8 protein-coding genes are annotated in these 13539 nt (G+C 56.4%); all 8 read right to left on the reverse strand.

Going from position 1 to position 13539, the window contains the following annotated elements:
* Window positions 1-3 precede the first annotated feature (3 nt).
* Window positions 4-465, reverse strand: a complete 462-nt coding sequence (locus AADB16_RS03310; RefSeq protein WP_298451952.1) for a chemotaxis protein CheW — start codon at window positions 463-465, stop codon at window positions 4-6.
* Window positions 466-476: 11 nt separating this feature from the next.
* On the reverse strand, window positions 477-1529 hold the full coding sequence (locus AADB16_RS03315) for a chemotaxis protein CheB (protein ID WP_410801373.1): 1053 nt from the start codon (window positions 1527-1529) through the stop codon (window positions 477-479).
* Window positions 1529-9001, reverse strand: coding sequence for an Hpt domain-containing protein (locus AADB16_RS03320; protein WP_410801375.1), 7473 nt, complete (start codon window positions 8999-9001; stop codon window positions 1529-1531). The genes AADB16_RS03315 and AADB16_RS03320 overlap by 1 nt, the downstream gene beginning before the upstream one ends.
* 11 nt (window positions 9002-9012) lie before the next feature.
* Window positions 9013-9912, reverse strand: a complete 900-nt coding sequence (locus AADB16_RS03325; RefSeq protein WP_309045487.1) for a CheR family methyltransferase — start codon at window positions 9910-9912, stop codon at window positions 9013-9015.
* A 27-nt stretch (window positions 9913-9939) separates the two neighbouring features.
* Window positions 9940-12015: a methyl-accepting chemotaxis protein gene (locus tag AADB16_RS03330; RefSeq protein ID WP_309045486.1), complete on the reverse strand. Its 2076-nt coding sequence runs from the start codon at window positions 12013-12015 to the stop codon at window positions 9940-9942.
* A gap of 91 nt (window positions 12016-12106) precedes the next feature.
* On the reverse strand, window positions 12107-12652 hold the full coding sequence (locus AADB16_RS03335) for a chemotaxis protein CheW (protein ID WP_410801377.1): 546 nt from the start codon (window positions 12650-12652) through the stop codon (window positions 12107-12109).
* Between the two features lie 19 nt (window positions 12653-12671).
* On the reverse strand, window positions 12672-13034 hold the full coding sequence (gene pilH / locus AADB16_RS03340; RefSeq protein WP_298451969.1) for a twitching motility response regulator PilH: 363 nt from the start codon (window positions 13032-13034) through the stop codon (window positions 12672-12674).
* Window positions 13035-13069: 35 nt separating this feature from the next.
* Complete coding sequence (pilG, locus tag AADB16_RS03345; RefSeq protein WP_100637866.1) at window positions 13070-13462, reverse strand: twitching motility response regulator PilG; 393 nt, start codon at window positions 13460-13462, stop codon at window positions 13070-13072.
* Window positions 13463-13539: the final 77 nt, after the last annotated feature.

Genomic DNA, 13539 nt, shown 5'->3' on the forward strand with positions numbered 1-13539 from the left:
GGCTTATACCAGGGAATCGCTGGCGAGAGATTCAAGGTAATCCAGGTTAGGAATCCAGGCCGTTTCGCCGTCAACGTCAACGAGCATAAGATCAGCAGGCCCGTTTTCTGCCTCCATTTTCTTGATCTGCTCTTCTGTAATGCGAACCTGGCTTGGAATGCCCTGAGTAATCAGTGCCAAGAAACGCAGCTTTTTGTTGTTGTCGGTGATGCTATTGAGCACCACGATTCGGCCCCGATTTTCACCAGGCACTGACAAGGTTCCGCCATTGGCTGCATCGTAGGAAATAACAGGCAGGTTAAGGCCTCGCCATTCCAGGCGGCCAGCAAGCCAGTCAGGTGCCCCGACACCGGCCTCACTGCTGGCGTAGTCCACCACTTCGGCAATGGATACGTTGGGCAGTAAAAGTTGCCGCCCGCTCACGGGAATCATGACGCAGGAGAGGGTTTGGCTGTTGTCATTCATTGCTTATGTCCTCAGGCGGAGCCCCGTTTCTGCCGGCCTTTCAGCAGGCAGGATTTTTCGATGGTTTTGACCAGTTCCCGGGCCAGTTGCTCTGGTGTGCCGGTAAAGCTGGAGCAGCCGGTGGCAGCCACGGAATCCGGCATTGAGCTATTGCCGCAGCTGGAGCTCTCCTGAACCCAGATTCGGCTACCATAGGCTTTGAGCAGAGGTGCTGCAATTGCGCCGTCATTGCCCATACCGGAAAACAGAACGGCATGGCAATGGGAGCCGTAGTGGTCTGCAGTATTGAGCAACACCTGGTCAATCGACGGGCTATAAGGCCCGGGCCAAGGTGTATCCAGCTCAGTCAGAGCGCCAGTGGCAGAGAATCTCCACTCATGCTCAACCGGCATCAGTACCACATCGCCGTTTTTAACCCGGTAATTCTCTTCGGCATGCTGCAGCTTGTAATGCGCATGGCGGCCAAGCACCCGTGTGAGCACTTCGGCGAAATTCCCGTCAATATGCTGGGCATAAACGAAGCCCACTGGCAGACCCGGTGGAAGGCAGTCCAGAAACGCTTTCACGGCCGCCGGACCACCCAGCGATGCGCACAACACCCAAATCTCTTCTGCTACGGAACCCGGTGCCGCAGGGGTTAGCCACTGCGGAAGCTCCGACGATTCCAGGCATAGTGGGGCTTCTGCTTCAAGCTCTTCGATACTGTCTTTGGAATCCAGCTGTGACAGGTCTCCCAGCTCTTGTTCCAGCTTGCCCAGCAATCGCCGTTCCCAGCGAAAATATTCTGTGCTCCCAGCCCCGGGTGCCTGATCCAACCCGAACAGAACCGGAGCCTCAGTGTTATCCAGAAGGTAATCAAACAAGGCAGGATGATCTGCCTCGTCTTCCAGTGTCACCAGCCAGAGCCCGGCTTCCGGGAACTCACGATGGCTCTGCAGGCGCTCCGGATCACCTGAGAAGCACACCTCAAGGCCGAATTTGGCGGCCGCCGCCTGCAGTCTGTGTCGCTGCAGGACAACGTCCGAAACGATGCCGACCTGAGCCCGACCGGTTTGGCCGGCCATCACTGCTTACCGGTTAGCCGTGCAATGGTCTTCAGGAGTTCCGTCTCCTGGAACGGCTTGCCCAGGTACTCGTTTACGCCGATGGCCAATGCCCGCTCACGGTGTTTTTCGCCGGTTCGGGATGTGATCATGCAGATCGGCATATCACGCAGGTTATCATCGTGCCTTACGAAGCTGGCTACCTCAAAGCCATCCATACGTGGCATTTCAATATCGAGCAGCATGATGTCCGGCTTATGATCCTGCAGCTGCGCTACCGCATCCAAGCCATCTTTTGCAGTGATGACCTCCATGCCATTACGCTCGAGTAGGCGCGAGGTAACCTTGCGCACGGTAACCGAGTCGTCCACCACCATGACAACCGTGGCGCGCTCTTCGTAGCGGGTAGACTCTCTTGTCTTGTCCAGGTTGGCCAGCCGCTGGCGTTCAGACAATATGTCGGAACGAATCATGGCGGGCAGGTCGAGAATCACCACCACGTTGCCATCACCAAGAATGGTGGCACCGGACACACCGCGAACGGTGCCGAATTGCGGCCCCAGCGACTTAACCACGATTTCACGGCTGCCCATCAGGTTATCTACCTGCAGAGCCATAGGTTGCTCGGCACCGCGTACCAGAATTACCGGAAGCGGCAGGGCCTGGCCCTGAAGTTTCGGATGGTGATCACTGTTCAGCAGGCTGCCAAGGTACTGCAGGCGGTATTCCTGGCCAGCATATTCGTACATGGGCGCATCCGGCTTGTAGTATTCCTCAAGCTCGTAAGTGCTGACCCGCACGATACCCTCAATGGTGTTGAGCGGGATGGCGTAGAAATCTTCGCCCGTGGATACCATGAGGGCCCTGTTTACCGAAACGGTAAAGGGTAACCTGACGGTGAACACGGTGCCGCGACCGACCTGCGATTCAATGTCCAGGCTGCCGCCCAGCTGTTTGATCTCACTGGCGACCACGTCCATACCAACGCCACGACCGGAAATCTGGGTAATGTTCTGTGCGGTTGAGAACCCGGGCTGCACGATAAACTGCAGAATCTCGCGTTCGGAGAGTTCTTCATCCTCCCGCAACAACCCTTGGCGAATGGCCTTTTCCCGGATGACATTTGAAGGGATACCAGCACCGTCGTCTACCATGCGCAGAACCACGTCGCCACCTTCGCGAGCCAGCGACAGGGTGACTGCACCTGCCTCCGCTTTGCCGCTCTTCTTCCGGTCAGCCGGCATTTCAATGCCGTGGTCAATGGCGTTACGCAGCATGTGTTCGAGCGGCGCAATCATTCGCTCGAGTATGGTGCGGTCCATTTCGCCTTCGGCGTTGCGTACATCAAACTCAACTTTCTTGCCCAGCTCACCGCTGATCTGGCGAACAATCCGGCGCAGGCGCGGCACCATGGAAGAGAACGGAATCATTCGGGTCTTCATCAGACCTTCCTGAAGTTCCGTGTTAATACGGGACTGCTGAACCAGCAGGGTTTCTGTATCCCGCACCCGGTCGGCAAGAGTTTCGCGAAGATCTGCGAGGTCTGAAGACGATTCCGTCAGAGCCCGCGACAACTGCTGAATGGAGGAATACCTGTCCATTTCCAACGGATCGAAATCGTCCCCGTAATCTGGACCATGCTCTTTCTCGGCACTGAACAGAATCTGTGCTTCGGTTTCGATTTCCATCCGGCGCAACTGTTCCCGCAGACGCTCGATGGTGGCAGCCATTTCATCCAGCGTATGGCTGAAGTCGCTGCTTTGCTGTTCCAGTCGACCACGGGTAATACTGGTTTCACCGGCCAGGTTAACCAGATCATCCAGCAAGGGAGCAGATACCCGAATGGTTTCCTGTGCTGCACGCTGTGCATCAACAACGCGCTTGGAGGTCTTGGCCCTGGCAGGCGCAGGCTTTGGTGTGGGCTCTGCTGGGGCCTCTGGCGCTTCGGGTACTTGTACCTCCGGTGCGGCTTCGGCCACAGGTGCGGCCGCCACTGCGCCAGACTCGTAGCGTTCGCGTATGTCAGCAACCAGGGCAATGATACCGTCGTGATCTTCGGTAATGGCTTGCCACTGGGTGTCATCAGGTGACTTGCCTGCCAGGTCAATCAAGCGTGTTTCAAAATTGTGGGCCTTATCACCCAGCAGCGTGAGCTGGGATAAACGGGCACCGCCCTTCAAGGTATGCAGTGCGCGCTGAGCTTCCTGATTGAAGTGTTTGCTGGCAGGATCCTTGCGCCAATCTGCAAGAAGGTGCTCCAGCTGGTCCATGATCTCGCCAGCCTCTTCCAGGAAGATCTCCAGAATCTCTGGATCAATCGCTTCCTGATCAGCGGTGGCCGTTTCTTCTGGTGACGCCTCAAAATTGCCTGACTCCAGAGTTTGGGCACTGCTGAAGGACATCAGAAGATCCGGGTCTGCCGCTGGCTCTGTACCAAACGCCAGCTCACCGAGCATGGACTTCAGGTTATCAAGTCCACGGGTGCTCAGGGCTAATAGCAGTCGCTGGTTCCCAGGGATCGATGTCACCGCTTCGAGGGCGCCAGCCCAAACTTCCGCCAGTTCAGCGATGGGGTCGACATCGGATAGTCGAGCGCCACCTTTGAGTGTGTGCAGCTCTTGCTGAAGCTGTGGAACGCCATGCATTGCCTGGGGGTCTTCACGCCATTGGTCGAGGCACTCGCTGATGGCGTCGTGGATCTCATGGCCTTCATCCAGGAAAATATTGGCAATGTCGTCGTCATGGCTTGTGTCAGCTTGCGTGATTTCCGAAAGTGGTGCCGGAGTATCAATGTCTGCTGACTCAACCTCAGTCTCAACAACTGTCTCTATGGGCGACGATTCGCCACGGAGAATCGCTTCAACCTGATCCACCAGATCGTTGGCGGGCGGGCAAGGCTTCTGGGTAGCAACCTGTTCAACCATCTGCGCCAGTCGGTCGTGGCATGCAAACAGCAGGCCGTTCATTGCACTGCTGGAAGCAAGCTGGCCTTCGGCTACCTTTTCAAACAGGTCTTCGAGCACGTGGGTCAGATCGCCAATGGCGTCAACCCCCGCCATGCGGGCGCCGCCTTTCAGCGTATGAACGTCGCGTTGCAGTTCTGCTGCCACGGACCGGTTCGACGGGTCTTCACTCCAGGCATGCAGGGCACTGCCTGTGGAGTTGATCAGGTCGTAAGCTTCCTCAAGGAAAATGCCGGTAAGTTCCGGGTCCATGTGCGAGAGATCGGTGCCGACGTCGGCAGCTTCCGGCTCATCAACACCCTCAAGCTCAGGCAACGGCGGCAGATCATCTGCGGAATCAGGGCTTTCCGGCTCAACCGGTGCTGCCACATCTGTAACCGGTCGTGAACGGGTCGTGTTGTCCATGTAGGCATGGATTTCGCTGATCAGATCAGGTGCCGGGCGAGGTGATTCCTTGGCTTCCAGGTTGTCCACCATGCCGGCGAGACGGTCATGGCAGCGGAACAAAAGGTCAGACAGCTCGTCGTTTACGGAGAGTTTCTTATCTGTCAGGCCCTCGAACAGGGTTTCTAGCTCATGGGCCAGATCACCTACAGCAACAATTTCGGCAAGGCGTGCACCACCCTTAAGGGTGTGAAGATCCCTTTGCAGCAGGCGCAAAATGTCGAGGTTGCCGGTGTCTTCGCTCCAGTTTTGCAGAGCCTCTGCGGTGCTGTCGATGAGCTCGCGAGCTTCTTCAAGGAAGATCTCCGCGAGTTCGTCATCCATGTCACTGTCGGATGCCTCAACGCCTTCATCAGTTTCAGGCAGTGGCAGGTCGCTGGTTGTAGTGGCTTCCAGCTCTTCCATATCGAAGCTGAGGTCTATTTCCTCCAGGTCTTCGGTGAATTCCTGGTCGAATGCACTTGTGGTCTCGGTTTCGGCACCGGGCAGGGACTGGGTGAGCGCTTCAAGCTCAGCCACCAGCTCGTCACCGGACTCAGTGGCCAACCCTGCGGCAATCTGATCCATCATGTTGATCAGGTGCTCGTGGGCATTGCGAACGGATAAGAAGAACCAATCCTCTGGTGCCTCACTCTGGTTTGCGGCGGCTACATAAACTTCGTGGAGAGCCTCTGACAAAGCGGCGACATCGGCCAGCCCGGCGTCGGATGCTGCATCGGTAAGCTGCGCCAATTCTGCAGTCAGGCGTTGGAGCGGGCCTCGGTCTTCAGGGGTTTCCGCCCACTGGGCAAGGATAAGGTCAGCATCCAGAACGACATCGAGCCCTTCACTGAGGAACAGTTGCACCAGCTGGGACGGCGCTGGTTGTGTGCCGTCGTGGCTGATCTCTTCGCTGTAGGTGCGAAGCCGGTCATTGGATATGCGTTCCAGCTTTTCCAGGAACGCTTCAGTGCTTGGCAACGACGCCTGAGGCTCATTGCGTATCTGCGCCAAACCCTGTGTCAGGAAGTCGCAGGCCGCCTCAATCAGTGACAGCACGTCGCGGTCTGCGCGCAGGTTCTGGGCGCGGGATTCTTTTATGAAACGTTCAAGCGGGGCAATGATTGCCGCAATCGGCGCGATACCTGCAGTGTGGGCACTGCCTTTGAGAGTGTGCAGAGCGCGTGACAGGTCGTCTGTATAAGATACGGTTACCTTGTCGCCTGCAGCAGCCAAAAATTCTCTGAGGGTTTGCAGATGGGTTTCTGTTTCACTCTCGAAGATATCCAGTAACACTGGATCAACGTCGCGATCATCATCCGTATCGTAATCGGATTCCGTTAGCTCTATAGCGGTACTGGCGAAGGCGCTGTCATCTTCAGCTGAGGGCATCGTACTTGCGTCAGGGATATCCCCATTCGCAAGAGCCTTGGCGCGGGCTTCCAGGTTGGAAGGGTCCATTGACGGCGGTTGTTTGTTCTCAAAATCACTGACCAGAGATGGTAGAACGCCCGTAGCCTCATCCAGCAGGCTGGCAATGTCGTCATTCATGAAGGTGCTGCCGTCGATTACGCGGTTCAGCATGTTTTCTATAGACCAGGCCAGCTCACCTACCACCATTGCACCAACCATGCGTCCACTGCCCTTGAGCGTGTGGAATGCACGGCGCACTTCGGAAAGCGCGCTGCGGTCATCGTGTTGACGCAACAGCATGGGGAGGTATTCCCGGATGGTTTCCAGAACCTCACCGGCTTCCTCGACAAAGATTTCGAGGATTTCGTCGTCTATCAGGTCGTCTTGCTGCTCGCTATCGCCAGTCAATTCCGGTGTAGGAGCACTTTCAACCACTGCTTCCGGCTCAGTGACTTCGGCAGTTTCCGCGGCGGCCACTTGTTCATTGTCGCTGCGACGGGTTGTTGCCATGGCTTCCCCGCGCGCAACCAAATCTGCGACATCGTCGGCGGCTTGGCCGTCACGGAATGCATGAATCAGGGCGGGAATGCGGGCATTTGCTTCATCAATAAACGAGAACAGTTCGTCGGTCGGTTTGATGCTCTGATCAATTACCCGGTTCAGTAGATTTTCCACTGACCAAGCCAGGTCTCCAAGGCTTCTGGCACCAACCAGTCGGCCGCTACCTTTAAGTGTGTGGTAAGCGCGGCGGACTTCGGTCAGTGCCGGGCGGTCGTCGTGGTTCTGGTGCAAGCGCGGGTAGAATTCGTGGATAGTTTCCAGAACCTCTTCCGCTTCTTCCACAAAGATGCCGAGGATCTCGTCGTCCAGAAGCTCCTCATCCGAAGCTTTGGAGGCGGTACTGCCGCTATGCGCCGCAGCATCTTCTGACGCCATGGGCTCTACAACGGGCACATCATCCTGTGCCAATTCAGTGCCCCAAGTGGGCTCTTCGCCTACCGGGAATCCGAGGCCTGCAAGGCTTTCTTCAGCAATCCGAAGAATGTCTGCATTGTCGCTTATGCCTTCAGCCAGTCGCTCAAGGTAATACTCAATACTGGTAATGGCATCTGCGAGGGTATCCAACTGCCTCCAATCGGGAACATGCTTGTCGCTGAGGAGAACATCAGAAATATAACGCTCGGCAGACGCCAGCATGCTGGCTACACGCTCTAGCGGCACCAGGCTCAGGCCGCCACGGATGCTGTGGAGCAGGCCGGGGACGTGTTCGATTTCACGGGTGTCCCACTGGGACGCAATAAAGTTGATAACCGCTGACTTTACTTGCTCCAGCGTATTGCGGGACTCTCTCAGAAGGGCACTGCTGGCTTCCCCAAGCTCGCGGGAACCCTGGTTGGCAGGAAGGCTGTCGACGTTTCTCGAGGAAGGCTCAGGCTGCCGTTCGCTATCCAGGCCTGCAAGGCTGGCTTCCACGTAAAGCAGAGCTCCGGCAATATCCATCAGAGTGCCGTCGTCAACCAGTTCGCTTTGGGCTCCCAGCTTTTCAATCAGCTCAACTTGTTCGGTAATAACTTTCCGAGGAATACCCAGGCCAAGCACCGCTAGCGTATTACCCACCTGCACCAGGCCCGGAAGAAGATCTTCAAGCTCGCTGTTTTTTCGCAGCTCTGAACGTACAAAAAGGTCCAGTTGGTCTTTCAGCTTGGCCAGTTCTTCATTCAGTGCACTGACAACGGAGTGGATGGCTTCACGGCCGGGGCCGGAGACGCGATTTCGGGCCGCATCCACATCGTCTTCTGAAGGCAGTGCCTCTGTAAGCTGGTAGCGGCTACGCAGATCCCTTACATTTTCGGAATCCAGATCCCGCGCCCGTGCTACGTAATAAAGCAGGTGCTTGAGCAGCGCATCGGGTGCTGGTTGAGCGAGGATATCTCCATGCTCGTCGGTGAGGCGGCGGATTTCGCTATCGAGCTCCCGAAGCAGGGACTTGACCGCTGCGTTGACCGGGTTCGCCTTTGCCTGAAGTGTTTCTACAAAGGCAGCCGCAGCTTTCCAGAGTTCGCCACGGGGCGTTTTCTGGCAAAGGCGGGTGAGCCGGTGAATAACCTTTTGCAGGTAGACGAACTGGGCATCGAGGTCTTCTTCGCGAATGATCCCGGCAAGGGCAAACTGGTACATCTGCCGCAGTTTGCGGATGTGGCCGAGTACTTTGGGATCTTGCAGGCGCTGCGACACATTGTCTGCAACCTGCATTCGTGATGGAGCGAGATCTGGCTTGAACAGAGAGGTGTCAGACAGCAGGGAGTCGCCCCGCGCAGCCCGCAGGTCGTTCAGCAGAGGCAGCAGTACCATGGGGAAATCATCCTGGCTGCTGGCCAGGTGTTCCAGATACTGAGGAAGCTGAAGTATGGCTTCCATCAGAACATTAACGGCTTCGTCCACACTGACGACGCTGTTATCCAACACCGCCTGGGTGAGCTTTTCCATTTCCTCGGTCAGCAGGGCTGCGCCGTATAGTTCAACCATCTGCAGGGTGCCATGCACCTGATGGAGATAATTCAGGCAGAAACGCAGGCGTGCTGTATCGTCACGATTTTCAACGTACGCTTCCAGCGCATGCTGACCTTGGGTCAGCGTGTCCTGTATCTCGCCCCGAACCCAGTCGAGGGCGATGTTGTCATGGTGGTTGCCCATAACCTCTCCGGTTATTCTTCGTCAGTCTGGCGCTTGATCCACGCCAGTACATGTTCCGAGGGTACTTTTTGTAGGCCTGGGGGCTGCCAGTCGGTCAGCTCTCCCTGGCCCAGAACCAGTAGTCCCCCGGGCGCCAGCCGCTCTGCAAGACGCCTGACAATGTCCCGTCTGCGCCAGCGACGGAAATAAATCAGCAAATTCTGGCAGAAGATAATATTCATTCCGTGCATGGGCGCTTTATCCAGATCCAACACATTCAGTCTGGTAAAGCAGACCCGCTCCCGGATGCTTTCGACAATTTCAACGGTGTTCCGCTCGGCCGGGCGGAAATACCGGGTTTTCATGTCTTCGTCCATGCCCAGCAATTTGCGGGCGTTGAACTGGCCTGTCCGGGCCTTCTCGATAACCGGTGTGCTGATGTCCGAACCAGTAACGCCATAGAGCGGCTGCAGTCCCAGCTGAGTCATACACTCGTTCAGCACCATGGCTAAGGTGTAAGGCTCTTCACCGGACGAGCAACCGACGCTCCATGCCTCAATTGGCCGTTTTCGGAACTGTTCCCTAGGTCGTGTGAGAACGTAATCGGCGACCAGTCGAAAGGCATCAGGGTCCCTGAAAAAACGGGTTTCCTGCACCGTAAGCCGGTCCACCAGCGTTGACCACTCCCGAATGGCATCCGGCCCCGAGATAATCGTTTCGTAGTAGGCCTGATAGCTACTGCAGCCTATTTCCCGCATCCGGATGGCCAGATTGGTTTCCAGAAACGAGCGGCGCTCTGCAGGCAGTGTCATGCCAGTACGGTGTTCCAGTAGGGTCTGCCACTGGCTGAACTGCGCCTCATCCATTTCCGGAAGACGGCGCAGACACCAGGAACTTTCGGCAGTTGACGGATTGTTATGAAATTCAGACATAAACCGCCATTAGCCCCGGGCTGTAAATCAGCCCACCACCGGAACGTTGCTGTCTTCCTCTTCGTCGTGGCCTGCCATATCTTCCTCGGGCAGCGTAAAGCCGGCAACGGAGGACCGCAGCTCGGAAGCCATTTCCGCCAGGTTCCCGATAGACTTCGCGGTCGCGTTGGTACCGGACGAGGTCTGGGAGGTGATTTCCTGGATAACGTTCATCGTGTTGGAAATGTGTGCCGCAGAAGACGACTGCTGGCGTGCCGCGTTGGAGATGTTCTGGATCAGTTCTGCAAGGCTCATGGATACGTTCTCGATTTCTTCGAGAGCAATACCCGCGTCCTGTGCCAGGCGTGCACCACGTACCACTTCGGCGGTGGTGTGTTCCATGGAAATAACGGCTTCGTTGGTGTCAGACTGGATTGTCTTAACCAGCGCTTCAATCTGCTTGGTTGCAGCAGAGGAACGTTCCGCAAGGCGCTGAACTTCGTCCGCAACTACCGCAAAGCCTCGACCCGCGTCACCGGCCATAGAGGCCTGGATAGCAGCGTTCAGAGACAGGATGTTGGTTTGGTCGGCAATGTCGTTGATCAGGGATACGATGTCACCGATTTCCTGGGAAGACTCACCCAGACGCTTGATCCGCTTGGAGGTTTCCTGGATCTGCTCACGGATGTTGTCCATGCCGCGAATGGTGTTCTGTACCACTTCTGCGCCTTTCTTGGCGATGGCAACCGAGCGCTCCGCAACCGCAGAAGATTCCGCCGCGTTGGAAGATACCTGGTCGATAGAGACAGCCATTTCGTTAACAGCAGCAGATGCACCGGCAATTTCCTGGGCCTGGTGCTCGGAAGCATCGGCCAGGTGCATGGCGGTAGACTGGGTTTCCTGGGCCGCTGAGGCCACTCGAACCGCAGTACCACGAATTGCTTGTACCAGTCCGCGCATCTGGTCGATCGCGTAGTTGATGGAGTCAGCGATGGCACCGGTGAAGTCCTCGGTTACCGTGGCCTCCGTGGTCAAGTCACCATCAGCCAGATCGGCCAGTTCGTCCAGCAGTCGCAGGATCGCATTCTGGTTTTGCTCGTTCTGCTCCTGGGTAGTGGATAGCCGCGTTTGGGCTTCCCGGTACAGGGCGAGGCCGATGAACACAACCATGGCGACCATGGCGGCCAGGATAATAAAGGCCAGAGTTGGGCTTACCAGCCGTGAGCCACTCTGGGCGCGGAAGCTTTCGGCAAGAACAGACAGTTCAGACAGCAGAATCTCGGAGTTCTGGAAGATGTCGCTGGCAGAGTTACGTACCTTGAAGAGGTCGGGAGAGGCTTCAAGGATAGCGTCTACGTTCTGGGCGACAAATTCGAACAGCTCATCAACTGCCTCAAGGCCGTAGATCGCGTCTTCATCATCAACCTTGGTAGTGCCCATCGCCGGGTTGCCGTTTAGCTGCCCGTCGAGTACGCGGCCAAACAGGCTCGCGTCGCGACCAAAGCGGTCAGCGGCAATGACGGCGTCTTCGTCACCGGAGAGTACGTTGTTTACCGAGCGCACAATACGCTCTGCAAGCAATGACTGGCGCTGAGCCAGTGCAATCTGTTCGGCTGGTGCACCGCTATCCAGCAAGATTTGTACGATATCGTCGTACTCCACCTGAAGCTGGGGGATGGTTTCGTTCAGGGTGCGTGCCACTTCGTGCAGACCAAGAACGGCGTCCCGGGTGGATAGAATGCTGTCTGCGTTCTCGCGTACCGAGTTCCAATGCTGCTGAACACCACTTTCGCGGGCCAATTCACTGGGAGGCAGGCCGGTTTCGGGGTTGCCTTCGGTCACGTTAGACCAGAGCTGCTGGAACTCATCGCGGGAACGGCGCAACTGGTTGAACGCCTCGGCGGTACCGCCGGCGGCTTCAGTCGCGTTTTTCGCGATTTCCTGCGACAACACCCTGAGTTCAGCTGCGTTGGCAATGTATTCCTGGTCGTTCTGGCTGTCCCTGTTGATGATAAACAGGACCACAACGAGCAGGACAGTGAGTGCGATCAGCGAGGTAATCAGGCCGGCAACAAGTTTGTTGCCCCCCTGACCCGTACCGATTCTTCCGGCTCTGTTTTTCATTTTCTGGCTCCCGGCCTCTTCTGGAATTTGGCAAGTTGTTTTAATGAGGTTTCAGGCAGTCAGGGTGTTTTTCCTGCCACTGTCATCACCCTTACCACTGCGCGACGTCAAGAAAGCGTTCGTCTTCGAGCAGGTCGACTGCGGAAAACACTTTCCAGACTTCTTCGTTTCGTTCATATCCGCCTGCGACAAACGGTTGAACGCTTTCAGGCACACCCGGGGGTGCTGCCTTGAAACTATCGGTTGCAAAGTACTGCATGCCCAACACGGAATCGACCACCAGGCCACTGAAGATGTCGCCTTGCTCAATCACAAGCACCCGCCGTTCTCGCTGACTGCGGGATGAGCGGGGGATGTCAAAGAAGCCGGCTAGATCAACCAGGGGGAGGAGGCGACCGCGCACGTTGGCAGCGCCCATCAGAAACGGCCGTACGCCCGGGATATGTGTAAACCGGGGAACGTGCAGTATTTCAGTGACCTCACCCATGGGAGCCACATAGCGCTCGCCTGCAAGAACAAAGCCGATGCCGTTCCAAAGTTCAACGGCTTCTTGCTGTTCGGGCAGACCGGCGGCCATGGATCGGCTGCGTCGGGCGATATCCGTCAGTACGGCAAAGGGGGCGGCCTGTGCGGACATGCTTTCTCCGAAGTTGGGATCAGCCAATCAAACTGTTGATTGTGTTGATCAGGTCGTCTTCGTTTACCGGCTTGACCAGGTAGCCTTTGGCGCCCTGACGGGTACCCCAAACACGGTCAGTTTCCTGATCCTTCGTGGTGACAATAATCACCGGAATGGAAGCCGTTTCGGGAGCCCGGGTAAGCTGGCGGGTTGCCTGAAAGCCATTGAGGCCAGGCATAACCACATCCATGAGTACCAGATCCGGGGTTTCGGCACGGGCCTTGGCAACACCATCTGCGCCGTTATCGGCAGTAAGCACTTCGTGCTTGTGCTTTTCCAGAATGGTGGAGATTTTTTTAACCTCGGTAGGAGAATCGTCAACAATCAGAATGCGAGCCATTGGTTCCTCGATGGTTCTTTATATGTCAGCAGGGTTTACTGTGGTGCCACAGGTACATAGTGGCGAATGGTATTGAGCAGCTCATCCTTGCTGAACGGTTTGGTCAGGTACTGGTCAGAGCCGACGATGCGACCCTTGGCCTTGTCAAAAAGCCCGTCTTTGCTTGATAGCATGATGACCGGCGTCTTCTTGAATGAGGAATTATTTTTGATGAGCGCGCAGGTCTGGTAGCCGTCCAGGCGGGGCATCATGATATCCACAAAGATGATATCGGGTTGTGAGTCGGCAATTTTAGCCAAAGCGTCAAAACCGTCTGTCGCGGTGATAACCTCACAGCCTACCTTCTTCAGGAGGGTTTCTGCGGTGCGACGGATGGTTTTGCTATCGTCGATCACCATGATCTTCAAGTTCTCGAAGTTGTCATCCATTGTCCAGGTGCCTTGCGCTCAGCGACTGTCATTGTTTTAAACGGGGGCTTTTTAGCATAAACCTTAAGGTTCTTCTA

It is taken from the genome of Marinobacter sp. KMM 10035 (assembly GCF_046537445.1).
Lineage (GTDB): Bacteria > Pseudomonadota > Gammaproteobacteria > Pseudomonadales > Oleiphilaceae > Marinobacter > Marinobacter sediminicola.

Coding starts and splice junctions, on each gene's coding strand:
- AADB16_RS03310 (WP_298451952.1), bottom strand. CDS start 465: ATGAATGACAACAGCCAAACCCTCTCCTGCGTCATGATTCCCGTGAGC.
- AADB16_RS03315 (WP_410801373.1), bottom strand. CDS start 1,529: ATGGCCGGCCAAACCGGTCGGGCTCAGGTCGGCATCGTTTCGGACGTT.
- AADB16_RS03320 (WP_410801375.1), bottom strand. CDS start 9,001: ATGGGCAACCACCATGACAACATCGCCCTCGACTGGGTTCGGGGCGAG.
- AADB16_RS03325 (WP_309045487.1), bottom strand. CDS start 9,912: ATGTCTGAATTTCATAACAATCCGTCAACTGCCGAAAGTTCCTGGTGT.
- AADB16_RS03330 (WP_309045486.1), bottom strand. CDS start 12,015: ATGAAAAACAGAGCCGGAAGAATCGGTACGGGTCAGGGGGGCAACAAA.
- AADB16_RS03335 (WP_410801377.1), bottom strand. CDS start 12,652: ATGTCCGCACAGGCCGCCCCCTTTGCCGTACTGACGGATATCGCCCGA.
- pilH (WP_298451969.1), bottom strand. CDS start 13,034: ATGGCTCGCATTCTGATTGTTGACGATTCTCCTACCGAGGTTAAAAAA.
- pilG (WP_100637866.1), bottom strand. CDS start 13,462: ATGGATGACAACTTCGAGAACTTGAAGATCATGGTGATCGACGATAGC.